The sequence below is a fragment of the Niallia laureatilytica genome (assembly GCF_046613985.1).
Classification (GTDB): domain Bacteria; phylum Bacillota; class Bacilli; order Bacillales; family Cytobacillaceae; genus Niallia.
In genome coordinates this window covers 67230-90032 of sequence record NZ_JBKKHP010000005.1, presented here as the reverse complement: position 1 = coordinate 90032, position 22803 = coordinate 67230, and the positions used below count along the sequence as shown (strand labels likewise).

Below are 22803 nucleotides of genomic sequence, written 5' to 3'. Positions count from 1 at the left end.
AAAATACAATATTAATGATATTGGTAGTAAAGCGCTAGATGGGTTTAAGTAAATATCAATACCAATGCAAATACCCATTATAGACATTAAAATTATTAGTAGTTGTATTACTCGCATCTACAATCACCCGCTTCTTCCTGTTATTACACCTATCATAAAGGAAATTTTAAATAGATTAATCCCAATTTTGTATTCATGTGTTTTAGATTTGAGACTAATATTTAACTGTATTTTCCAACTAATTTCCTATTTAAACACCTATCCATCTTTTTTACAATAAAAGGATATGGGAATATCCTGGCTATTTATTAAATAAAGGACCTATCATCCGTGTAAAAGAGAGGCGAAAAAATGAAAGTTTTAGATGCATCTAGTTTACGTGATACAATGAAAGGAAGGGCCAAGCACTATAAAGAACTGCGCACACAGTTTACACAGCTGCACAAAGCCTTCCAGGAAATTGTTGATTTAGATGACTTTGAAGGCAAAGGTGCTGAAGCAATTAAAGGTTTTTATCAGGGTCAGCTGGAAGTGGTAGAAGCATGGCAGCGGCTCATTGACAGACAGATTGCCTTCTTTGAAGGCGTTAGCGCAAGGATAGAAGATAAAGACTTAGGCGGCCATTCTCGTGTGGAAACAGCTTTTTTAGAAGAAGAGCTTGCACATAGAGAACGTCGTGCAGACGAAATGATTAGTGAGCAACGAAAAGCGTTAGAGAAAATTTTTAGGGACATTGATGATCTAGTGTCTTTAACACCCTTTTCTCGCTCCCGGTTTGACGATCTGATGATGGATGCAAGCAAAAAACGGACCAAAACGGTGGATGCAGTCGAGGAAGTCGATCAAGAGTTAAAAGACGAATATCTCTCTTCACAAGGAGAAGAGTATTATGTTCAAGCCCTTTTCCAATCTTTAATGGAAGCAACAAGACAAGGCAGCAGTATTTCACCCATCCATTTTGATGCAAAAGCCTATCAATCTAGTGATGCATATCAGTCCATGGTAGAAGCAAAGACACAAACTAACAGCTACCTCTCCTATAAAAAGGAAGAGAAAGAAGCAAGGGAAATAGCAAACCGCCCATGGTATGAAGACCTATGGGAGGGCACGAAAACCTTCGCCGGCGAGTTAACCGGTTATTATGATTACATACGAGCTAAAGACGGAGTTGATCCCGTTACAGGTGCAAAGCTGACAGAAGGACAGCGAGTAGCCGCAGGCGCAATGGCAGCCGCAGGCTTCATTCCAATTGTCGGCTGGGCGGGCAGAGCACTGAAGGGTGGCAAAGGCATTTATTCAGCAACAAAAGCGATTAATACTGCAGATCATGCGCTTGACGCTTATAAAAATGTCCGCACCTTTACTAAACTAGAACAAACAGAAATGGGCATATATGGCCTTATTTCAGCAAATGGACTATCGGAATATCTAACAGGAAAAGATATGTTTGGCAACAAGCTCACTAATGAACAGCGCCAAGCAAGCATTACCCAAAGCATGATTGGAGCAATACCATTTGTCCCAAATGCCCCTGGCATGATAAAAGAAGCCGTTCGAATCAGTGAAATACCAGTCCATAAAACATACCAGCTAGTGCAAACTGGATTAAGCAAAAGCCAATTAACATATAAAGGCTTTCTGACAAATATTTATCAACCTAACAGCCAACTCTCTCCACTTGGTCCAAGTATGGCTATGTTTAAATCACACGATGTAAACAATAACGTAAAGCAAGTTTCCAATCACTCCGTTAAAAGCACCAGCAGAGTAAACACCACTAAGAAAACCGCTGGCAAAACAGAAGTGAAGTATGACTTCAGTCAATACGAGAAAAAGCTCGTAGGCAATACATGGGTCCTCAGCAAAAACGGTCGCACAGATCAAGATGCAGCCAAAGCAAGCCTAGCATATAATGAGGCTATAAAAAAGGGAGAAATCAAGTTAGACAACGAGCCTGACTCAGATATTTACCTCGAACAAATCCAAGCAGCAAAAGACGGATACAATCTCTGGACTGGAGAAGAGTTATCGAAGCTAGAATCTAATTCGATTATCTTTAGCAGTTTAATTGGGAGTGTTTATGGTTTTAGAGGCGGGAAGATTTCTGGTAGGTCGATTAAGGTTTCTAAGGGTGATTTGGGGAAGATTAAAGAGAAGGTAAAGGGAAATAAGGCTAATACTGAAGTTACTAAGGGTACGGGTGATGATGTAGTAACATATAGACGAGTTCAAGGTGGAGAGGGTACTAAGTCAAGCCAACAGCGTATACAAGTAAATGAAGATGGTACAGTAACAATACCCAAAAAAGATACTGATTTAAATATAAGTATAGATAATGGGGAGCATTCAAATTACTTTAAAAATGAAGTGAGAGGCGGAAATGCTGATATTGTTGAATTAGACGTTCCAAGGTGGTTTGACGATTTCTTAAAAGAAAATACAATACCTCAAGCTGGATACAAATCAAATCCTTTAAACCAAGGTGGAACAGCTCCAAAACTCGTAGACCCAACAAAACCAGGCTATTCATTTGAAGTTCCAGCACCTTGGGGTGAGTGGATAGAAGAGCATGCGAAAAATTCGCGAATAAAAAAATAATAAGGGGAGTTGAGTAATATTTTATTAGAACCTAAAGCGCTGGAAAATATTATAGTAGGTTTATTAGTTGATAATAGTTTCAAGTGGTATGTTTCGCCAAAAAATTTATGGTTTCTGGATAGGAAAAAGCAAGCAGACGCATATAATAAGAAATTTAAAGAAATTGGACTTAAAAATATTGGAAACTCCATAGAGGAAGATGATGAAAGGAAAGGTATAGAAGTTCTAGATGAGCGTTCATTTATAGAGTTTATTCCAAGAATAGATAAGTATTCAGTTTCAACCGAAGAATTAAGAGAGTTACTTAAATTAAATATGCTTACTAAATTAAAAGAGGATACATTTTACAGTTTTTTACCTTCATTATATGTAAACCTTGATAAAAAAGAACTATACTCATTGTATCCAGAACCAGCCTCCTACGAGGATTTTGTACCAGGAAATTGGAGGGGGATCTATGAGGACTTTTTGTCGAGGATAGATAGGGAAGATAAATACTGGTATGATGAAAACGGAATTGATTTATTAAATTTTGAGAATAGTGGTGGAAAGATATGAGTGAAAATAAAATAAGTATACTATCTGAAAAGTTTGAGAATGAAAAAACTGGTGAACAAGTCGAAGGTATAACGATTATGATAGATGGTAAATTAAAAAGTATGTTAGACATCATCATTGAAAAAGAGGGTGGATATAATAACTATACAGAGCTAATTAAAGATTTAGTGTTTGATGGTATAAATCAATTTGTTGAAAAGCATAAGAGGTAGAAAACAGCTTTATTCAAAGCGATTGAACTGCGGCCATTTAAAGTTCCAAACCTATTGGCGATAACCCGTGTCTTAAAATTCATAGAAGAAAGAGATAGTAACAGCTAATTGGATTTTTTATTATAAAGGTCTTCATAAAGAGCACAGTTAAAATATATAAATAGTTTGAATGAATTCGATTACCTTGATTGGCTATATGCCTTTCAAGGTATTTTATTTTAATTTATATTAAATCAGCTGATATTTAAGTGAGAAAATAAGAGAATGATTTGCTTGAGAATCGAGAGCTCATGATGGTAGTACCATCATGGAGTTTGGTTTTAATACTCGGATAAAGTGACAAGTACGATAAATAGGCGAGATGACATTTTACATGGTAGGGGTACTTACGATATGTAATGGCTACAAACTAACGAGATCGTACATGCTCGTGGCGAAAAATAATGGGTAACGTATAAGAGTGTTTTTTATTTACTTTGGCTCATAAATATTGGGTTGTATTTTTACTAGAGACGGTCGTATAATACTCGCTATTCGTTTAAAAAGCGTTACATTAATTTTAATTTTCGTAACGGGAAGGGTGAAAAGTTGAACGTTGTTGGGTATATACGAGTCTCCACTCAAGGGCAAGCTAAAGAGGGATATAGCTTGAAATATCAAGAAGATGAAATTAATGCATACTGTGAAGAACAAGGCTGGAACTTGATCCATATTTTTAGAGATGAAGCAGGTAGTGTTGCAACATTGCATCATTCACAACAAAAAGGTGTTGGACCATTATATGAAGCTTCAACAAGGTACCATAATATCGCTAATGCTAAAAGAGCTCCACTACATCCTTATAAAGGAAAGTTAAACCCATTTTATCCAATGGATGAGACAACTAGAGGAGCGTTTCAAAAAGTAGATTCTATTAATTATTGGAAAATACGAGGAGAAGAAGCTTTAGGAGGAAGATAATATGAGCATATTGCCTGAGAGACTAGATGAAGTTCTAGGAGAAGAAATATATAAACGTGAAGATAGCAATCTAGTACAGGATGCTTTAATAAGGCTAGGTGTAAAAGCATCGGATACTTTCCAAGAATTTTATATCCAGTATGCAGGACCTTTTTGGGAAGAGCATGTACCCTTTGAATTACTAGATATAGCAGATGAAGAAAACAATATTGAATCATACACACTCATTTCTAGAAAAGAACATGGTTTTCCGAAGCAATATCTGGTTTTAAGTGAAATGTCAGCAAATGCTGTATTAGTACTGGATACTGTAACAGATAAAGTTTATATAGTTAATTTTGAGGGTGGAGATGAACTACTTATTAAAGGTGAATTAAAGGAAAGTTGGTCATCGTTTTTTGATTTCTTGAAGACATATTTTAATTGTTAATTATGGTCCAATAAAAGTTAATTCAGAGAGAAACTTAAAACCTTGATTGGCTTAATATGCCTTCAAGGTTTTTTGACTTTAAGAACTTTATGGTTAAAACAATATCACTTTTGAATCAAAAACTCATGATGTAGCAAACTTACGAGATTGGTTACAGTGACATATAAAAAATACAACCACACTTACTACATGGTTTATATTTGCACACGAGAATGACAAAGCAAGTAAAGCTAAAGGTGGCAACATACAAACACATAAACTTAGTAACAAAAAGGAAAGATGTGTAAGAAATATAAACAATGCTTAAATAAAATTCAGAGCTCATGAAGGTAGTACCATCATGGAGTATTGATTTTATATTTGGATTTTGAGAGAAGTACGATAAATAGGCGAGAGGACATTCTAAGATGGGTGAGGTTCCTGTTAATGTTAGAATGGAAATGCTAGAAAAAGAGAAACATGCTAGAGAAGCTCTAAAGTAGCTATAGAAGAGAGGTTGAAGAAATGAAGAAATTTGAAAAGATTATTATGGGAAAAACCATTATTATGACTGCCCAAAAGGAATTAGAACCTCAAATAGAAATTTTGTTTGCTAAATTAGAACAGGTAGACCGTAATAAATTAATTCATGGATTCTCTTTACAAGTTGGTTGGTCCGTCTATTATTTACATGAGAGAGAAACCGGGAATTTTATACTGACTTCTCCAGATTACTCTAGAAATCCATTTGAAGATACAACAAAAGATTTAACTTTAACACTGTGGGTACAATTAGATCAAGGTCATTTTTTGAGAAAGTTAAATGTTGATGGTTTATCAATAAAATTTAGTGATAAAATCATACTTTCTAAAGGTGTATTAGAACTCGAGAAAATATATTTACAAAGAAATGGAGATGTTGAAGTAGGAGATTCAGGTTGGTATATAGGTCCTGTAGAGGATGATAATACTATAGAGTTGTATGCTTTATATGCTTATCAACTACTAAAAATTAAACCAGAGATTATACAAGTTCTTGCTTTACCAAATGACTATATGGTTGTTTTTGAGAATAATGAAATAAAAGCAGTATTAAACGAAAACGATGTAGATGTTTTTAAAGACTCTTTATAGATTTTATTTATGGGAATTCTAAAAATAATTAATTCAGTTCTTGACAATGATAGTTTTGTTAAAGGAGTAAACGAATAGACTAGTAACAGATTGAAGAATGTTGTTATGGATTACCAGATGGCTTTAGGAGGAAATAAGATATGAAAAATTATGTTTCTTTGTGGTTGGGAAACTTTACCGAATTTGATGAGTTAGAAAAGTATATAGAAGTGAAATATGATGAAGATGGAGATAGTATTCCTTCAACTTTTGAAAGGGAATTTAAAATAGGCTACCATGATAGAGATTTAATAGAGAAGGATTGGATACTAGATGCTAAAGATAATATAAAGAAGCTATTAATGGGTTTTTCATATGATGATCAGCTGATAAAGCTGTTTATGGATGTTAAATTATGTTCTAACTACAATACCATTATTTTGATTTACAACTACAATTATATTAAAGATGGTATATCTATAAATTCAGTAAACAATTATGAATACGAACTTAATTTTGTAGGTACAGCTGAATATGTAGATTAATACTCGGAGTAATTTATTTTCCAACTATTGAACTAACCCCACTAAATTGGCTAAATAAAATTAGTGGAGCAAGTGAAAGAAGCAGTAAAAGCAAAATAACATATCATTAAAAGAAAACCTTGATTAGCCTAAACTATCAAGGTTTTTATTAATAATTTTCAAGAGCCCATAAGTTATAAATCTAATGATAAGCTATCAGTTATTTACAGAAATGCAGTGTTAAAACCTAAAAAAAAACTATTAGAAGTTTGAAACAGGTGAATACAAATACTTGAAACAATATTTTAGAAATTCAATGGTAAATATATGCTATTATATATAGGTAATTAGTATTGGGAGGAGATTGTTTTGCCAAGTTTTTCAGAATCTTTTGGTATGGGATTTGATTTGTTTTGGGGTATTTTAACTGCCGATCCAGCTTTGACTTTTGGATTAATAGTGTTTTTTGGAACAGGGCTATTGTTAGTTTTTATCATTAACCTTATACAGTACAACAAAATTAAAAGATCAGGTATTTTGGAAATAGATAAGATGAAAGGAAGCCTTTTTGAGGATTATCTATATATTTTACTAAAGTCAAAAGGGTATGTAGTTAAAAAGACACCTGTCACAGGGGATTATGGTGCTGATTTAGTTTTACATGGCAATAATAAAAAAATTATCGTTCAAGCAAAAAGGTATAAAAATAAGGTAGGGATTAAAGCTGTTCAAGAAATTGCAGCTGCAAAAAGCCATTATAAAGCAGATGAGTGCTGGGTAATAACGAATAATTATTATACGAAACCTGCAAAAGGGTTAGCGACATCAAATGATGTCAAACTTGTTGACCGTGATACTCTTATAAAGTGGATGAATGAGATGAGAAAAAGCGCTTAAATACTGAAGGACTTATAAATCAGAAGGAGTATTATATGAAAGTAAGAGAAGTTCTAGAAATATTAAAGGACTTTAATCAAAATACAGAAATTAATGTACTTCTTCCGCTAGCTAATCGTCCGTATGGTGGAGGAAACTTAGAACCGATACATAGTGTTAAACATGTAGTTGATCAAGATATAAATAAGATTAAATTTAGATCCAGGCATTGGAGATGAAGGTCGTTTTCAAGCCTATTTAAATGAAAGAGAAAAGCAACATCTAGATAAGCAATTAACAATAGAGGTGTTAGTTTTTTAGATTTACACTATTCCCAAAGTGTATTTGCGGAAAATATCAGAAACAGATACAATTAAGTAGATTGCTTGATTTACTTTGATGTTTTGATTTATGTATCTAAATTTGCTGACAAGGTAAGGTGTTTACATGAAGAAACTAGTAATATTAGGCGGAGGTTACGGCGGGTTCCAGATACTGCAGGACCTATTAAATAAACAATTACCAAAAGATGTTCAAATTACTGTAATTGACCGGAATCCCTACCATTGCTTGAAGACCGAATTCTATGCTTTAGCTGCTGGAACGGTGTCTGACAGACAAGTAAGAATGACTTTTCCTAAACATGACCAAGTGGACTATGTGTGGGGGGAAGTAATTAAAATTGACAGTGATAAAGATGAAATCGTGATGGCAGACAGAACAGAGCCAGTTCCTTATGATTATTTAGTCATTGGGTTAGGCTGTGAAGATAACTATCACAATGTGGAAGGCGCAGAGCAATATTCAGAAAGTGTGCAGACTATCTCTAAAGCAAGAAGAGCGGCACTGGCAGTGAATGAATTAAAATCCTACCAGCATGTTGCCGTCATTGGTGCAGGGTTGAGCGGAGTGGAAGTGGCTTCAGAAATACGCGAAAGCCGTCCAGATTTAAACATCAGCCTTTATGACCGAGGTAAGGCAGTACTTAGTCCGTTTGCACCAAAAGTTCAACAATATGTTGAAAAATGGTTTAAAGAAAACGATGTTAATATCATTCACCAAGCTAATATCGAATACTTGGAACAAGGCGCAATCTGCAATAATGGTGTCTGTACTTCAACAGATGTAACCCTATGGACTGCAGGTGTGAGACCAAATCGGTTAGTTCGTGAGCTTCCTTTTGAAAAGGACAGATACGAAAAGGTTATAGTTAATAATTTTCATCAAGTTCCAGAAAAACCTTCTGTATATGTAGTAGGTGATTGTGCATCCTCCACTTTCTCACCAAGCGGACAATTAGCACAGCATCAAGGAGAACAAATCGCCAATATCCTCCATGATATCTTTACAGGCAGAGAACCAAAAGCACCTGGAGAAATCAAACTAAGAGGAACATTAGGATCACTCGGCAAAAATGATGGTTTCGGCAACATGTTTGAAAAATCATTCACAGGACTTTTGCCAAGACTCGCAAAAAGCGGAGTGCTGTGGCTGCATAAGAGACATTAATAGTGAATATAAATTAGAGGGAAAGCATGAAGCTTTGCCTCTTTTTTTAAGCTTTTGTAAAGCTTCTATGAAGAGAAAGGTATTTAAGAATCCTCTACCGAATTATTGTATAAAGTAAGGGGTCAATATATTGAAAAAAGGAGATGCAATCATGCAAGATAGACAATTTTTATTTCAAGTTTGGCGTTGGATTGATCAGGCACAAAGAGTAAACGAGAATGCTAACGGGAAGAAAATTGTAGCACTGCCATTAAACGAATGGGAAGAGTTAAGAGCAGAAATGTTAGAAATCATTAATGAAATGGATGGACCAGTAACGAATGAAGAGGCTTTAGAAGTCCGTTAATACATATAAAAACTATCAGGCATCCAAGTGGATGCCTTTTTGCATGATTCAAAATAAAATGAGCTGGCCAATTGACCAGCTCATAAGTAATTAATGGTTTGTCGTGTAATTACGCCCAGCTTCCAAGCTTGTTCTGCTATTATTAAGAATGCTGATGCTGATTAGACCTGATATACCAACTAGAATAAAGATAAATCTGGACATCCCAGCATCCTCCCCACCAAAGATTGCTGCAACAAGATCAAATTGGAAGAAGCCGATTAAGCCCCAGTTGATGGCGCCGATGATGCTTAGAATTAGGGTGATTTTTTGGAGAATGGATAAAAACATTAATAGGACCTCCTATGAAAAGTTTTAAGTTCTTATACTATGGTATATACACTTTTTTGAGAAGCTTGAAACAGCTAACAGGTCCAATAAACCTTCAAAACGTCTGATAATTTATTGTAATAACATACAGAAAGAGATATTCTATAAATACTTAATAGTTTTATACAAGGAAGGATCAAATATGGAAAAAACAATCGCAACACTACAAAAGGTACAACAATCAGCAGTGAAATTAGAAACAGTTCTTCATGAACTATGGAGCCTTGTCGGAGAACTGGAAGAAGATGCCCAATTCATTGAACTGATGGAAAAAGCGAAAAAGAAAGGTTCAGATAAAAGCTTAGCTGAATTAAGTGGACTGATAAATCAACTTGAAAACGGGCTTGGACAAATACCGGAAGACGGGACAGTGGCAATTGATTTGGAGGATCATTTAGAGGAGATTATTGAGTGGGTTAAGAATAATAAATAAACCGTATATACTTTCATTTTATATATCTTTCGTTTATTAAGGATATATAAATTATATACGACTTTCTATTGTTAGTGGTAATAATAGAAGTAGAGACCTCCTTTTTGGAGGTTTTTATTATATTTATATAGAACTTAGTAAACAAATAAACTCATAGGAGTATGGGAAAATGGATTTAGGTGCTATCTACAAACTAGTCGAAACAGAATATAAAGTGATTCAAAGTGAAAAAGATGTGATTTGTGTTGCTCCGATAAGTGGAGAAAGCTATCCTGAAATTACTGTTAAATTAACATTCAATAAAGTAAGTAATCACTATGTGCTATATGAAGTTGTTAGAGGAAAAGAATACAAAGTAGATGTATTTTCAGATGAATATAACTCTGTATTGGCATTATATATCTTTTCGAAAAGTAAGTTAGAAGTTAGAAAATATAATGTAAACGTTGAAAATGAAATTGAGGGTGCAGACTCCTTAAATTATGTGCAAAAGATTCTCAAAACCCATTCAGATGAAAAGTGTTATTCTTTTTTAGAAGTAAAGCCAGATCGAATAATATTAGAAAAAGGCACAAATGAAAGATATAATGTTTTATTTTTAGGGAAAAATGACTCTAAGATTTATATAGATAAATCTAGGGAATTGAATAGTGCCGCCATAGTTTTATATCATTTTTCTTGCAAATTAAGCCAATTTTATGAACTTATTAATAAGCTTGAAATAAAAACGGATTCTGATTTTATAGATAACCTAAAAGAATTATATCTTTTAGGTTAAGAAATGCAAATATATATGTTACAGAACAAATTTCTAAAACTGAGTGTTTATCCATCAGGCCTTTGTAAACACTATGCAAACTAGTAGAGTACAGAATTATATGAACCATAACAGGATTGTGTAGGCACAGTAAACTATAAACTGGTGCATTACTAGAAAGCGATGGAAGCCCAATATACTACTACAAGAATGACACCCCTGAATGGATAATAGAGACACGAGAGGTTCCGAGTAGATAGGAGAATAAAAATGGATAAGAAAAAGCAGTTAATTGACCAAATAAAAGTAGTGATAAATAAATTAGAAGAAGAGTATGCTAAAGATATAAATAGTGGTGTTTTGAAGCTTCTATATTCAAGATATAAGAAGGCGTTAGAAATATTAGAAAATAATGAGGATATTAAAAGAATAAATATTTTTGGTGGTGTACGAACATATATGGATAGCTATAATGACTATCAAAACACACTTTTAGGAGAATTGCATAAGGCTGAAAAGCTAATGCAAGAATTATGAAGAAAGTATTTGTTGATGATTTGCTAAACCATTAATAGATTGATCGCATAGTATAAGTTAGAAAGATTAATGCAATTAAAAAAGGGAAGGCTCATAAATTTCAAGAGCCTTCCCTTTTTTATTTTCAATGGATAGCTAGAGTTGTTAAAAATGGTCAGTCGATATGATTATCTTGATGCATGTAATTCAGTTAATTCGAAAAAATATATTTGTATTTTCAAATTATAAAAATTGTATTTACAAATTTTAATAAAGCGCTTACACTAATGGTGTAAATATTTGAAATAAATGGAGGGTGAAAAATGGCAGACAGGTTAAAAGACGGTTTTTTATGGGGCAATTCTGTTTCTAGTATGCAGACGGAAGGAGCTTGGAATGTAGGCGGTAAGGGATTATCGGTTTATGACACTCGTGAAGCTTCTGAGTTTGCATCAGATTGGAAAGTAGCAACAGACAGTTATAACCGCTATGAAGAGGATTTTGATTTTATGCAGCAGCTTGGCATGAATTGTTATCGCTTTCAAATTTCCTGGAGCAGAGTTAATCCATCTGGTGACGGTGCTTTCAACGAAGAAGGAATCGCATTCTATGACAAATTTATTGATGGATTAATTGCACGCGGAATTGAACCGATGATTTGTCTTTATCATTTTGATATGCCGCTTCATTTGGCTGAAAAGTATAATGGTTTTGTCAGCCGGGAAGTGATGGATGCCTTTGTCCGGTATGGCAAGGAAATGGTTGACCGCTTTGCTCATAAGGTAAAGTATTGGATCACCTTCAATGAGCAAAATCTCTATCATATTCCTGAAGCATTCAGAATCAGCGGCTATTTAAGCGGCGAGAAAACATTGGATGAGCTTTATAAAATTCAGCATCATGTTATGATGTCACACGCTAAGGTTGCCAACTATATTCATGATAATCATGAAAATGCATTAATCGGCGGCATGCTTGCTTATATGGAAGTCTATCCAGCCACCTGCAAACCAAAAGATATCCTCTATGCCAGAAAGGTTGACGAATTTTTCAACCATAACCTCCTAGAAGCATTTACATTCGGAAAATATTCAAGAGAAGTTTTGACCTATGTCGAGCGTGAGAACATTGATATGGGCATTCAAGCAGAAGATTTAGAAGAGCTGTCCAAACTTCGAAGCGACTTCTTATCCTTTAGCTATTATGCCAGCACTACGATCAACACTGACTTGGTTCCAGAGGGAACAGCAGTCAATTATTATATGCATCATGGCAAACAAGATAATCCGTATCTAGAGACAACGGAATGGAATTGGCAGATTGACCCGCTTGGATTCCGTGACGTCATAAATAAGATGTATGACCGCTACAAATTACCGGTTTTCCCGATTGAAAATGGCATCGGTGTGATTGAATCCTGGGATGGTCAAAATGAAATCCAAGATGACTACCGCATTGCCTATCATAAGGAACATTTCCAAGCCATGAAGGACGCGATTTTTATTGATGGAGTCGATGTGATTGGATATTTGGGCTGGGGATTAATAGATATTCTAAGCTCGCAAGGTGATATGCGGAAACGCTATGGTGTAGTGTATGTCAATCGAGAAAACCATGATTTGAAAGATATGAAACGTGTACCGAAGAAAAGCTTTTGGTGGCTGCAGAAAGTGATCAGCAGCAACGGGGAAGACCTCGAGCCATTGGAGAACAAAGTGAATCAATAAAAATAACGAGAAGGTGAAACGGTATGAGTAAAGGTCAAAGTGACACTGCTGAAAAACTGTCGTTTATTGATAAATTCACCATGTTTGCCGCCAAATTAGGCGGCCAGATTCATCTAAGATCCTTAAGAGATGCATTTGCAGTCATTATGCCGCTGTTTATTTTAGCAGGGGTAGCAGTGCTGGTTAATAACGTCATCTTTCCATGGTTTTTTGAAGGTAATACACTAGCAAATGCCCAATACTGGGGAACCACCATCACTAATGGTACTTTAAATATTGCCGGCCTTTTGCTTGCTCCAATGATTGCTTACAGCTTATCAAGAAATCGGAACTTTAAGGATCCCTTGGCATCTGCCGCAATTGCGTTAGCAACACTGGTCATAATGATGCCCAATACCGTTTCGCTGACTCCAGCCGGCGCAGAAAAAGCAGTTGATATTACAGGCGTTCTGACATTCGGCAACCTTGGCACAACTGGAATGTTTGCTGGAATTATTATCGGCTTGGTAGCGACTGAAATCTTTATAAAAGTTTCTAGTATTAAGAAGCTTGCAATTAGTCTAGGGGACAATATTCCTCCAGCTGTGAGTAAATCGTTTAATGTCATGATTCCCGCCATCTTGGTATTATCCTTATTTGGTGTGATCTCATTAATTTTGGCAGTAGCATTTGACACTAACTTAATTTCGCTAATTTCTAATATGATTCAAGAGCCATTACGAAAAATTAATACGAGCTTGATAACTTGATAGGGACAGTAGTTATTTACAGTATTGGAAACTTCCTGTTTTCAATCGGCATTCATCAAACAGTTGTCAATGGCGCATTACTCGATCCGCTGCTACTGGCCAATATGAATGAAAATATGCTTGCTTATGCAAATAACGAGGCAATCCCACATATTATCAACAGCTCTTTTGTGCATACATTTGGCATGATTGGCGGTACAGGCAGCACAATTTCATTGATTCTCGCTATCTTCCTATTTGGAAAAAGCAAGCCAGGGAAGGATATCGCCAAGCTAGCTACAGGACCAGGACTGTTCAATATTAATGAGCCGGTTATTTTTGGCTATCCAATTGTCTTCAATATTCCAATGATGATACCATTTGTACTCCTGCCAGCCATCGGCATTATCGTCACTTATTTTGCCACAGCTGTCGGGTTCATCAGCAAGACGGTTGTATATATTCCATGGACAACACCGCCGCTGTTAAGCGCGTATCTGGCAACAGCAGGCGACTGGAAGGCTGTACTTCTGCAGGCTGTGATTATCATCGGTGGTGCATTCCTATACCTGCCATTTATGAGAATAAGTGAACGGGTCAGCCAGATGAGCAACGACAAAGCAGCATAAAATACTTTAGGTATCTGTATGGAACATGTTATGATACTAATATAGGGAAATCGTCCAATAATTGGCGATTTCCTTTTTTTAAAACAGCAAGCCAAAGCCATTCTAAATAATAAATTCTTTGAGGTGTAAAAAATGGTCAAGTATAAAAATATTGCCGAACAAATTCGAAATAGAATCATCAACAATGAATATGATGCATCAAAACCCCTTCCAGATCAGGAAAGGTTGGCAAAAGAATTTGGCACGAGCAGAGTGACTATTATAAAAGCCTTAAATTTATTATCAATCGAAGGCTTAATATACAGTAAACAAGGATCTGGAACATTTATTAGAAAAAACGCCTTACAAATGTCCAAGCTCGATTCAAGGGCAGATGAATACGTAGGAGTAACAGAACAGATAAAAGGCAACGGTACGATCTCAAGCGTTATTATCTCCTTCAACGTCCGCTTCCCAAACGAAGACGAGTGTGAAAAACTGATGATTACCAAAAGCCAGCCTATTTATGATATTATCCGCTTCAGGCTGTTGAACGAAGAACCGTTTTTAATGGAGCATACCATAATGCCAGTCCATGTAATCCCAAATATAACAGAAGAAATCCTGAATAAGTCCATCTATCAATACATAAAAAATGACCTTGGCTTAACAATGCTGGGTGCCAACAGACGCATCCGTGCAGACCAGCCAGATGAACTGGATCAGCAATATTTAAAGTGCACGGAACGAGATCCTGTACTTGAAGTAATTCAAGTCGTTTATTTGGATAATGGGGTTCCGTTTGAGTATTCACGTACGCGGCATCGGTATGATATGGGGGATATTTTGGTTGTGGATATGAAGTATAAGAATTGACCATTCAAGTAATAGAAGATTTCCAAGAATATCTATAAACACGCACGATGTATTAACAAAGAAACAGTGAGATATATTAGCAAATCCACTTCTATTTTGAGAATGATAAACGATTAATGAGCAACACTTATTGGAGTGAGGTACATGCTTTCGCGAGAACAGAAACGCAAAATTTTAAATTCATATTCTTTATTTGAATATAAAATTAGCTACGACAGATATAACTATAAGTATAAAAATAAAGTAATCGCACGAGAGTTCAGCCATACAGGCAATGGATATATATGTGGTAAAGAGTTAAATGATCCTTTAAAAAAATATGAAATAGACAATAGAGGCTGGATTAACATTAAGGATATGAATGAAGAGGAACTCAGAACATTAATTGAATTGGTTATTGATATTTTCGGAGCTACTTTAGGCGAAATAACTCAAGGGGGGGACCAAAAAAGGTGCACCCCTTGAGTTATTTGGAAATAATAAGAGATATTTATTTGTAAATTTTGTAAAAAGACACTGTTTCCTGTTAGACATCATGGGATAAAGGTGTCTTTTTTGTTCCGAAAAGGTGATTAATAATGATAACTATATTTTTAGAATCACTGTAATTTAATAAAATTATATTTTGCTATCCATATCTTAAAATTAAAGGCAGATTTGAGATAGTAAAGTAAGCATTATTAGATGGTTAGTAGTAATCCAATCATGTTTTTGTAATCTTAAATCCCTAGGGATTTAATAATAAGTTCAATGTTAAAATTTTAAAAAATAGGTTTTATAAGAATGCTTAAAAAAAGAAAGGAACAAGACAATTGTATTCTATTTTAATATTTTCAGGTGTCTTTATTATTGTATTATTTTTAGCAATGACAAAAACTATAAAAGATACTTCAAAGAAAAAACGTTGAGAAATATTGTGTTAGTTAAATGGTTCGTCTTGTTTGAAACAGTAAAACTAGATATACAAAAAGTGTCAGGAACCATTATCGGTGCCTGACACTTTTTGTTTTATAGAGAATAAATGGGGTATATATTTTCATAAGCAAGAGATTTAGTTAGATAGTGTTGAAATAAATGAGAGGGAAAAGGGTTGATAGCCAACATGTTGTTGAATAAAAAGTACATATTGTTTTTCAGTTTAATCATAGTCTGCTTGTTAACTGCTTGTACCGAAAAAGAGAAGCTTGCCGATGGATCTGAACTGATACATAAAAATCAATTTGTTTTTGCTGCTTCTGGTGAGTTTAAGCCATTTAGTTATATAAATGATGATCTCACCATGTCGGGCTTTGATATTGAGGTTGGCGAAGCGATTGCAAAAGAAATGGGCCTTGAGCCGGTTCAGAAGCGTATTAAATTCAAAGGAATTGTAGAAGGAGTAAAAACAGGCCGTGCGGATGCAGCTGTTGCTAGTCATACGATTAATCCGCAGCGGAGCAAATATGTTTCCTTCTCGACCCCATACTATTATTCTGGACCGCAAATTTTCACCAGACCAGATAGTCACATTAAAACGGCCGAAGATTTAGCGGGCAAGGAAGTAGCGGTAGCAAAAGGCTCGACATATGCCGATACAGCTTCCAAATATACAGACAAAGTAAAAACCTATGACAGTGATATCACAGCATTACAAGCATTAAGCAGCGGACGTCATGATGCAGTAATCACCGATTTTGTTACAGGGAAAAGTGCTGCAAAGGAAGGCTTTAAAATTAAAGCACAGCAGTTAATTAGTCGCAGTGAACAAGCGATTGTATTGCCTCAGGATAATCCAAAGCTATTGAAGCGAGTAAATGAAGCTTTGGAAGAACTCAGAGAAGATGGGACACTAACAGAGATTAGTCTCAAATATTTTGGTGAGGACATTACCAAGAAACCAGAATAAATCAACCTGGAAAGAAAGGAAGTATTACATTGCCAAGTTTTTCGCATTTTTTTGATGTATTAATGGATACAAAAGGTGTATTTATAAAAGCAATGCTTTTAACATTAGAGCTGACAGCTGTTTCTATCTTACTGGGGATTGTCATCGGACTTGTCTTTGCTCTATTAAAAATCTCTAAAATAAAAATATTAGAAGTTATTTCAGATACATATGTCTATTTAGTTCGTGGTACACCGCTGATTGTACAAATATTTATTCTCTACTTCGGAATTAGCGGCATTTTCCTCCTCCCGGATTTTTGGGCCGCTTCCATCGCCCTAGCTTTACATAACGGAGCCTATATTTCCGAAATCCTGCGCGGAGCAATCCAAGGCGTCGACAAAGGTCAATTAGAGGCAGGACGTTCTTTAGGGATGACAAAGACATTGACATTAAGAAGAATTATTCTTCCACAAGCATTCCGCCGAGCGCTGCCGCCTTTAGGCAATCAATTTATCATAAGCTTAAAAGATTCCTCGCTAGCCGCATTCATCTCCATGAATGAGCTGTTCAATGTGGCAACAACACTAGGATCCAATAATTTTGACGAAATGACCTATTTACTGATTGTAGCAGTCTACTACTTATTACTAGTAGCACTGTTGACATTTGTAGTGAACCGAATCGAATTAAAACTATCCGCAAGTGACAGATAGGAGTGAACACATTGGACAAGAAGGAAATGATTAGAATAAATCAATTAAATAAATCATTTGGAGACCTGCATGTTTTAAAAGATATCAATATGACCGTTCTAGAAAGCGATGTTGTTTGTCTTATAGGATCGAGTGGTTCTGGGAAAAGCACCCTTCTTCGCTGTTTGAACTTTCTAGAAAAGAAGGATAACGGCAAAATTATCATTGAAGGAAATGAAGTAAATCCACAAACCGATAACCTCAACAAGATTAGGGAAAAGGTAGGAATGGTGTTTCAAAATTTCAACCTGTTCCCGCACAAAACTGTTCTGGAAAATATTATTGAAGCACCTGTCATGGTAAAGGGTGTTGACAAAAAGAAGGCTATCTCTAAAGCAAAACAATTACTGAATAAAGTAGATTTAGAGGATAAGGCAGATGTCTATCCTAGCAAACTATCAGGTGGACAAAAACAACGTGTGGCAATTGCTAGAGCACTTGCGATGGAACCAGATATTATGCTGTTTGATGAGCCGACCTCCGCACTCGATCCCGAGCTTGTCGGAGAGGTTCTGACAACCATGAAAGACTTAGCCGAAGAAGGAATGACAATGGTTGTCGTAACACATGAAATGGGCTTCGCTAAAGAAGTAGCGGATAAGATTGTGTATATGCACGATGGGAAAATTGTTGAACATGGAACAGCTGAGGAATTTTTCAACCATCCGAAAGAGGAGAGAACTCGGGAGTTTTTGAAGGCTACGATGTTGAAATAAACATACGTGCTCCCTTCTATATTATGCAGTAGTATAGTCAAAGAAAAGTGATAGTTATCAAACTATTACGGAGAATTATGATTTTATAAATATAAATTACGCCATGAAAAGAGACATTCGAACTCAATCATTGTATCGTTTCTAACATATTAGAATTTTAAAAGAGGGGAGGTTATGAAAGAGTAAATCTAATCTCTTGTTAATCATTTAACTGCAAAGAGAGCCTTTTAGAGCGTGTAACCACGTTCTGAAAGGCTTTTTTATTTTTGATACTGTAAAACTCCATATTTTACTCAAAAAGAAGTGACAAAAAAATATCCTTGGTCTCATAGTATTTATTTGTGTACTATTATTTATGGTACATTACTAGTTATTTAGTAACACTTGTAATTAACTTAATAAATATAATTGCTCAATTGTTTAATGTGTGTAAGCAGTTAAAAGGGTGATAAGTCCTCTTAATTTTCTTCTTTAAATAAGTAATTGGAATATTTCTAAGTTACTCAATATGATATATACTTTTTTGGTAGTCGAAGAAAATTATGGAATATTTACAGGTTAGACTTATTTTTCTTGTAAGAGGTTCTATGATTATTCATACATAAAAAGGACAACAAGATTAACAGGGGGAAGTTATGAAAAAATTATTGTATTCTACTGTATTGCTTTTATCGCTGTTTCTATCTGCATGTGGAACAGATAGCAACGAAACAAGTTCAGTAGAAAAAACTACATCTACTACAGAAAGCTCGGAAGATAGTAAGGTTGAATCTGATGGGCAGAAGACTGATAAGTTAAATGAATCAACGGAAGAGGAGTTATCTCAAGAATCCAAGGATTTAATTGTTCAAAAAGAAATTACATATCTTTTAGATACCTACCCAATGGAGGAGGCAACTGCTTCTCTAACTCCTGGTGATTATCCAACATCAGCCGTAGCAGAAGTAAATCTATTCCTAGATGATGATTTCCCTGAATTAATGGTTCTTTACCAAGAGTCAGGATTTTCACATGTAGAATTTTTTCGTTATGATACCAATAGTAAACAATGGGTATCCTTCTATACTAATGAGCCAGTTGATACATACGGTGGAGTTGAAAGCCTTATGTTTTTAGGAATGGCTAACTTCACAAGTGATGGAAGAGAATTCCCGCTTATAGGAAGTTGGGCAGGGAGCGGCGGCTTCCTCGGTTTCCAAATCTTCGGAGCTAAGGACCATACATTTGGTAAAGTAATGGATGAACTGCATAATGGCGTTTCTGATGGAACCTTTGAGATAGACGCAAGTGAGGAAAAGATAAATTTTTACTCTGGGGGCCAATTAGCTAAAACGGTCAAAGAAAGTGATCTTGACTTTACTAACATGGTAACTATACCTTAAATTAAGAAATCCTCCTTTTGTTATTAGGAGGATTTATGCTAAAGGACTAATAATAAATTAGCCCTTTTCTTTATGTTTAATTTAGTATTCACCTACCCACATAGATTAATAAGAAAATCATTATTTTACTTTAATAGAGCTATTTCATAGGTTTTCACGCAATATTATAGTAGATTTCCTTTAAATAACCTGAATACTATTTATCTATCAGTATTTAAAGTTATACAATTTAATTAGATGTGAAATTATTCGTTTAATGAATACATAAGGAGATGTAAATAAAAACTTTTGGTCTGCACAATTTATTAACAACCCGTATTACTTATTCAATTGTATAGTTACATAAAGTACCATAAATAGTATAATTACATTATTTTCTAATGGAATGACTTTTTTTAATAATTATTTGTACTGAAACATACAAATATTGGGTATGAGGCATTGGAACGTTGCGTTTCAACGGAGTAAAAAAACTACATATATATGTTTTAACTGGAGGTTTTTGATGAATAAGGCATTGGTTATTCTATCAACACTGGCCGTTTTATTAGGAGGGTGCGGAGTGAACAAAGAGGAAGCTAACCAAACTCAAGCGGGAGAAGAACAAAAAGCTCCGAAGGACTTGGATAGAAAGGAATTACCACAGGTAACGGCCTTCCAAGATGAAGCAACAAGAGCATACATGGTATCAACCGAAGAAGTGGAGCCTGGGTACTATTTACTTGAATCTAAATCTAAGAAGATTAGAATGTTATTCCCAGAGGAAGGAAAATACTCAGATTTATTATCTAGTTATAGTAAAAATGAAGAAAATATTGGTTTTGATGAATTTGATAAAGAGGCAAATATTTTGATGAATGGTCAAATTACGTATTACTATAGACAAAGTTTTCTACAGGAAACCGATACAATGCTAGAAATCATTAGCGGAAAAAATAAATACTCAGAAGAATATCAGAATGAAAATACGGATGATACAGAAATGTATATGGGATTTAAAAAAAGTACTTTTGATAATTTGGACAGAAAACATAATTACTCCTATAGATACTTTGGCTTTGTTAAACCAAATCAAAGCGTAGATGAGGGAGTGGAATATTCCTTTATCTTTACATGTAAGGATGATAATAAATCCTGTTCTTTAGATGAAAAAAGTGCAAGAGATAAAGTGACAAAGATGATATCTTCGATTCGATTTATAAATTAAAAAAGGAATAGAAAAATGTCGATGACGAATTTTGAAGTAATTCGGGATTAATTATATTATATATACATTTTTTACTGGAGGTCTTACTATCAGTTTATAGTGGATTGAAAGCGAAATTAAATTAGTTATCTTAATTAAATAATAGAAGAGAAATAATGATTAAAATTAAAATGCCTGACATAATTGTTGCAAGCTAGTATGTCCAGCTTGCATTAGCAACTGTTAAGTAATGTGTGAAATTATGAGCTATTTTTAGGAGTCGTACTCAATTGAGTGCGACTCCTATTTTTTAACACACTAAATTAGCAGTGTTGCAAAAAAAATTCTAATATTTACTATTTGTTAACCGACAGATTTCGACAAAACAAGAAGTTTTTTTGTAATAAAATTAACGTATTAGTCTTTATTACCTATTACATTCGGAACATTTTTTGAATAAAGAAGGGAAATGTAATTAATAGAAAAAGGCAGAGTTATTTAGTGTGTGGAAAAACTGTAGATGAATCAGAATAACAAGGTATCAACATTCTGGAAATAGGCCTAATCAAGCATCGATTAGAGGCATTTTTGTTTTTCCTATATAGGATGTAGCTATATTGTAATTATTTCAATATTGGAGGTCACATGATTTATTTAAACAAATGGTTAAAAGAAATAATCACTGCAATTAAAAATTTAGGTGGAGAAGGTACGCTTGAAGAAATTTATAGTGAAGTAGCAATGACAAAAAGTCTTGATTTAAGTGCATATAAAGACTGGAAATCACAGATCAGAAAGAATATATATATACACTCAAGTGATTGCGATATTTTTAAAGGTTCGCCAGGGGGAGATAAAGATATCTTTTACTCTGTAGATGGAAAAGGTACAGGTAAATGGGGCATCAGAAAAGTAGATGCTCAATCATCCATTTTTCCATTTGTTCTAAATACTGAGTATAAGCGCTCTAATATACATGACAGTCTGGGAGGGAATCGACAAAGAGGGATTTCCTCTTCAAGAGACAATCCAATGATTTTTATCTTTTCAGGGCAGGGAGGTAAATTATACGGGTATGAAGATGGGTGGAAGGATGAGAATACCTATCTATATACTGGTGAAGGCCAAGTAGGTGATCAGCAATTCACTGAAGGGAATAAGGCATTAAGGGATCATATTGATAATCGTAAAGATGTTTTTTTGTTCGAAAAGAATGAAAATAACGGTTTATATAAATTTGAAGGTCAGTTGACATTAGTTGGTTATCATTTTGGAGCTGGTCCTGATAAGTTTGGGAATAGTCGACGGTTAATAATCTTTGAATTTGTGAGAAATGAGAATATCACAGTCAAAACTGAAGATATTTCCACATTCGTAGAAACCGATAGGCTGGAGGAATTAAGATTACTGGCAACAGAATCTTCTTCTACCGATACTTACACAATTAAGGAAAAGAAACAAATTACTCGGAAACGTTCTGCGGCTATTAAGAAATACGCACTTGTTAGATCGGAGGGTATTTGTGAAGCGTGTAATCAAGAAGCCCCTTTCTATACAAAAGAAGGACATCCATTTTTAGAAGTTCATCACTTATATCGATTATCAGATGGAGGAATGGACCATCCAGAAAATGTTGCTGCTATATGTCCGAATTGTCACAGAAGAGTACATTATGGTAGTGATAACGTTGAATATAATAAAAAACTCATAACTACTATTACTACTAAGGAAAAATTACTGGAAACTTAAAATCAGATAAAAAGTTGCCGATAATATTTTAG

Annotated in this window: 25 protein-coding genes and 1 pseudogene; 25 read left to right on the top strand and 1 reads right to left on the bottom strand. The window is 34.8% G+C overall.

All coding sequences use genetic code 11. The features are described from left to right. Nucleotides 1-351 precede the first annotated feature (351 nt). The 11 genes and pseudogenes from ACLIJJ_RS14090 (at nucleotide 352) to ACLIJJ_RS14040 (ending at nucleotide 9105) form a co-directional block, all read left to right on the top strand. A complete protein-coding gene (locus ACLIJJ_RS14090; protein ID WP_411411112.1) occupies nucleotides 352-2598 on the top strand; it encodes a ribonuclease YeeF family protein in 2247 nt (748 codons plus the stop codon). A 9-nt stretch (nucleotides 2599-2607) separates the two neighbouring features. Further along, the gene (locus ACLIJJ_RS14085) at nucleotides 2608-3156 is read left to right on the top strand and encodes a hypothetical protein (protein ID WP_233315172.1); all 549 of its coding nucleotides are present in this window, start codon (nucleotides 2608-2610) and stop codon (nucleotides 3154-3156) included. Further along, on the top strand, nucleotides 3153-3368 hold the full coding sequence (locus tag ACLIJJ_RS14080) for a hypothetical protein (protein ID WP_233315173.1): 216 nt from the start codon (nucleotides 3153-3155) through the stop codon (nucleotides 3366-3368). The genes ACLIJJ_RS14085 and ACLIJJ_RS14080 overlap by 4 nt, the downstream gene beginning before the upstream one ends. A 588-nt stretch (nucleotides 3369-3956) precedes the next feature. Further along, nucleotides 3957-4109, top strand: a pseudogene (locus ACLIJJ_RS14075) (recombinase family protein); the annotation flags it as partial. Nucleotides 4110-4329: 220 nt separating this feature from the next. After that, nucleotides 4330-4758 (top strand): SMI1/KNR4 family protein, encoded by a 429-nt coding sequence (locus ACLIJJ_RS14070; RefSeq protein WP_251645790.1) that lies wholly within the window; start codon nucleotides 4330-4332, stop codon nucleotides 4756-4758. 504 nt (nucleotides 4759-5262) lie between these two features. Continuing rightward, entirely contained in the window at nucleotides 5263-5871 is a 609-nt protein-coding gene (locus ACLIJJ_RS14065) for an immunity protein Imm33 domain-containing protein (protein ID WP_233315175.1), read from the top strand. A 140-nt stretch (nucleotides 5872-6011) separates the two neighbouring features. After that, on the top strand, nucleotides 6012-6395 hold the full coding sequence (locus tag ACLIJJ_RS14060; RefSeq protein ID WP_411411111.1) for an immunity 22 family protein: 384 nt from the start codon (nucleotides 6012-6014) through the stop codon (nucleotides 6393-6395). Nucleotides 6396-6743: 348 nt separating this feature from the next. After that, nucleotides 6744-7271 carry a restriction endonuclease gene (locus ACLIJJ_RS14055; protein ID WP_411411110.1) on the top strand — a complete coding sequence of 176 codons (528 nt, stop codon included), beginning with the start codon at nucleotides 6744-6746 and terminating at the stop codon, nucleotides 7269-7271. A gap of 35 nt (nucleotides 7272-7306) precedes the next feature. Then, nucleotides 7307-7489, top strand: a complete 183-nt coding sequence (locus tag ACLIJJ_RS14050) for a hypothetical protein (protein ID WP_251645795.1) — start codon at nucleotides 7307-7309, stop codon at nucleotides 7487-7489. 208 nt (nucleotides 7490-7697) lie between these two features. Beyond that, nucleotides 7698-8759, top strand: a complete 1062-nt coding sequence (locus tag ACLIJJ_RS14045) for an NAD(P)/FAD-dependent oxidoreductase (protein WP_233315179.1) — start codon at nucleotides 7698-7700, stop codon at nucleotides 8757-8759. A 151-nt stretch (nucleotides 8760-8910) separates the two neighbouring features. Beyond that, complete coding sequence (locus ACLIJJ_RS14040) at nucleotides 8911-9105, top strand: hypothetical protein (protein ID WP_233315180.1); 195 nt, start codon at nucleotides 8911-8913, stop codon at nucleotides 9103-9105. Between the two features lie 90 nt (nucleotides 9106-9195). Here the strand turns inward: ACLIJJ_RS14040 and ACLIJJ_RS14035 are convergent, their stop codons facing one another. Beyond that, nucleotides 9196-9435, bottom strand: a complete 240-nt coding sequence (locus ACLIJJ_RS14035) for a DUF378 domain-containing protein (protein WP_411411109.1) — start codon at nucleotides 9433-9435, stop codon at nucleotides 9196-9198. Between the two features lie 181 nt (nucleotides 9436-9616). Between ACLIJJ_RS14035 and ACLIJJ_RS14030 the strand changes: the two genes are divergently transcribed. The 14 genes from ACLIJJ_RS14030 to ACLIJJ_RS13965 all read left to right on the top strand — a co-directional run bounded on the left by ACLIJJ_RS14030 (nucleotide 9617) and on the right by ACLIJJ_RS13965 (nucleotide 22771). After that, on the top strand, nucleotides 9617-9907 hold the full coding sequence (locus ACLIJJ_RS14030) for a hypothetical protein (RefSeq protein WP_251645799.1): 291 nt from the start codon (nucleotides 9617-9619) through the stop codon (nucleotides 9905-9907). 169 nt (nucleotides 9908-10076) lie between these two features. After that, nucleotides 10077-10685, top strand: a complete 609-nt coding sequence (locus ACLIJJ_RS14025; protein ID WP_411411108.1) for a hypothetical protein — start codon at nucleotides 10077-10079, stop codon at nucleotides 10683-10685. A gap of 249 nt (nucleotides 10686-10934) precedes the next feature. Further along, a complete protein-coding gene (locus ACLIJJ_RS14020) occupies nucleotides 10935-11201 on the top strand; it encodes a hypothetical protein (protein WP_411411107.1) in 267 nt (88 codons plus the stop codon). 302 nt (nucleotides 11202-11503) lie between these two features. Beyond that, nucleotides 11504-12907 (top strand): glycoside hydrolase family 1 protein, encoded by a 1404-nt coding sequence (locus ACLIJJ_RS14015; protein WP_411411106.1) that lies wholly within the window; start codon nucleotides 11504-11506, stop codon nucleotides 12905-12907. 23 nt (nucleotides 12908-12930) lie between these two features. Further along, the gene (locus tag ACLIJJ_RS14010; RefSeq protein ID WP_411411105.1) at nucleotides 12931-13656 is read left to right on the top strand and encodes a PTS transporter subunit EIIC; all 726 of its coding nucleotides are present in this window, start codon (nucleotides 12931-12933) and stop codon (nucleotides 13654-13656) included. After that, entirely contained in the window at nucleotides 13653-14264 is a 612-nt protein-coding gene (locus ACLIJJ_RS14005) for a PTS transporter subunit EIIC (RefSeq protein ID WP_411411104.1), read from the top strand. The genes ACLIJJ_RS14010 and ACLIJJ_RS14005 overlap by 4 nt, the downstream gene beginning before the upstream one ends. Before the next feature lie 132 nt (nucleotides 14265-14396). Beyond that, nucleotides 14397-15119, top strand: a complete 723-nt coding sequence (locus ACLIJJ_RS14000) for a GntR family transcriptional regulator (protein ID WP_411411103.1) — start codon at nucleotides 14397-14399, stop codon at nucleotides 15117-15119. A gap of 144 nt (nucleotides 15120-15263) precedes the next feature. Then, entirely contained in the window at nucleotides 15264-15584 is a 321-nt protein-coding gene (locus ACLIJJ_RS13995) for a hypothetical protein (RefSeq protein ID WP_411411102.1), read from the top strand. A 637-nt stretch (nucleotides 15585-16221) separates the two neighbouring features. Beyond that, complete coding sequence (locus ACLIJJ_RS13990; protein WP_411411218.1) at nucleotides 16222-17004, top strand: transporter substrate-binding domain-containing protein; 783 nt, start codon at nucleotides 16222-16224, stop codon at nucleotides 17002-17004. Between the two features lie 29 nt (nucleotides 17005-17033). Then, on the top strand, nucleotides 17034-17699 hold the full coding sequence (locus ACLIJJ_RS13985; RefSeq protein WP_411411101.1) for an amino acid ABC transporter permease: 666 nt from the start codon (nucleotides 17034-17036) through the stop codon (nucleotides 17697-17699). A gap of 26 nt (nucleotides 17700-17725) precedes the next feature. Beyond that, nucleotides 17726-18454, top strand: a complete 729-nt coding sequence (locus ACLIJJ_RS13980) for an amino acid ABC transporter ATP-binding protein (RefSeq protein ID WP_411411217.1) — start codon at nucleotides 17726-17728, stop codon at nucleotides 18452-18454. 635 nt (nucleotides 18455-19089) lie between these two features. Then, nucleotides 19090-19836, top strand: coding sequence for a hypothetical protein (locus ACLIJJ_RS13975; RefSeq protein WP_411411100.1), 747 nt, complete (start codon nucleotides 19090-19092; stop codon nucleotides 19834-19836). Between the two features lie 505 nt (nucleotides 19837-20341). Next, nucleotides 20342-21043, top strand: coding sequence for a lipoprotein YvcA (locus tag ACLIJJ_RS13970; RefSeq protein WP_411411099.1), 702 nt, complete (start codon nucleotides 20342-20344; stop codon nucleotides 21041-21043). 624 nt (nucleotides 21044-21667) lie between these two features. After that, on the top strand, nucleotides 21668-22771 hold the full coding sequence (locus tag ACLIJJ_RS13965; protein ID WP_341081015.1) for an SRA domain-containing endonuclease: 1104 nt from the start codon (nucleotides 21668-21670) through the stop codon (nucleotides 22769-22771). The last annotated feature ends 32 nt before the right edge of the window (nucleotides 22772-22803 follow it).

What these genes read in the sequence shown, in the direction of transcription:
- ACLIJJ_RS13980 (WP_411411217.1), top strand. Translation starts at nt 17,726, where the DNA reads ATGATTAGAATAAATCAATTAAATAAATCATTTGGAGACCTGCATGTT.
- ACLIJJ_RS14015 (WP_411411106.1), top strand. Translation starts at nt 11,504, where the DNA reads ATGGCAGACAGGTTAAAAGACGGTTTTTTATGGGGCAATTCTGTTTCT.
- ACLIJJ_RS14020 (WP_411411107.1), top strand. Translation starts at nt 10,935, where the DNA reads ATGGATAAGAAAAAGCAGTTAATTGACCAAATAAAAGTAGTGATAAAT.
- ACLIJJ_RS14030 (WP_251645799.1), top strand. Translation starts at nt 9,617, where the DNA reads ATGGAAAAAACAATCGCAACACTACAAAAGGTACAACAATCAGCAGTG.
- ACLIJJ_RS14035 (WP_411411109.1), bottom strand. Translation starts at nt 9,435, where the DNA reads ATGTTTTTATCCATTCTCCAAAAAATCACCCTAATTCTAAGCATCATC.
- ACLIJJ_RS14070 (WP_251645790.1), top strand. Translation starts at nt 4,330, where the DNA reads ATGAGCATATTGCCTGAGAGACTAGATGAAGTTCTAGGAGAAGAAATA.
- ACLIJJ_RS13995 (WP_411411102.1), top strand. Translation starts at nt 15,264, where the DNA reads ATGCTTTCGCGAGAACAGAAACGCAAAATTTTAAATTCATATTCTTTA.
- ACLIJJ_RS13990 (WP_411411218.1), top strand. Translation starts at nt 16,222, where the DNA reads ATGTTGTTGAATAAAAAGTACATATTGTTTTTCAGTTTAATCATAGTC.
- ACLIJJ_RS14080 (WP_233315173.1), top strand. Translation starts at nt 3,153, where the DNA reads ATGAGTGAAAATAAAATAAGTATACTATCTGAAAAGTTTGAGAATGAA.
- ACLIJJ_RS14090 (WP_411411112.1), top strand. Translation starts at nt 352, where the DNA reads ATGAAAGTTTTAGATGCATCTAGTTTACGTGATACAATGAAAGGAAGG.
- ACLIJJ_RS14025 (WP_411411108.1), top strand. Translation starts at nt 10,077, where the DNA reads ATGGATTTAGGTGCTATCTACAAACTAGTCGAAACAGAATATAAAGTG.
- ACLIJJ_RS14060 (WP_411411111.1), top strand. Translation starts at nt 6,012, where the DNA reads ATGAAAAATTATGTTTCTTTGTGGTTGGGAAACTTTACCGAATTTGAT.
- ACLIJJ_RS13975 (WP_411411100.1), top strand. Translation starts at nt 19,090, where the DNA reads ATGAAAAAATTATTGTATTCTACTGTATTGCTTTTATCGCTGTTTCTA.
- ACLIJJ_RS14000 (WP_411411103.1), top strand. Translation starts at nt 14,397, where the DNA reads ATGGTCAAGTATAAAAATATTGCCGAACAAATTCGAAATAGAATCATC.
- ACLIJJ_RS14050 (WP_251645795.1), top strand. Translation starts at nt 7,307, where the DNA reads ATGAAAGTAAGAGAAGTTCTAGAAATATTAAAGGACTTTAATCAAAAT.
- ACLIJJ_RS14040 (WP_233315180.1), top strand. Translation starts at nt 8,911, where the DNA reads ATGCAAGATAGACAATTTTTATTTCAAGTTTGGCGTTGGATTGATCAG.
- ACLIJJ_RS14045 (WP_233315179.1), top strand. Translation starts at nt 7,698, where the DNA reads ATGAAGAAACTAGTAATATTAGGCGGAGGTTACGGCGGGTTCCAGATA.
- ACLIJJ_RS14010 (WP_411411105.1), top strand. Translation starts at nt 12,931, where the DNA reads ATGAGTAAAGGTCAAAGTGACACTGCTGAAAAACTGTCGTTTATTGAT.
- ACLIJJ_RS14065 (WP_233315175.1), top strand. Translation starts at nt 5,263, where the DNA reads ATGAAGAAATTTGAAAAGATTATTATGGGAAAAACCATTATTATGACT.
- ACLIJJ_RS13965 (WP_341081015.1), top strand. Translation starts at nt 21,668, where the DNA reads ATGATTTATTTAAACAAATGGTTAAAAGAAATAATCACTGCAATTAAA.
- ACLIJJ_RS13970 (WP_411411099.1), top strand. Translation starts at nt 20,342, where the DNA reads ATGAATAAGGCATTGGTTATTCTATCAACACTGGCCGTTTTATTAGGA.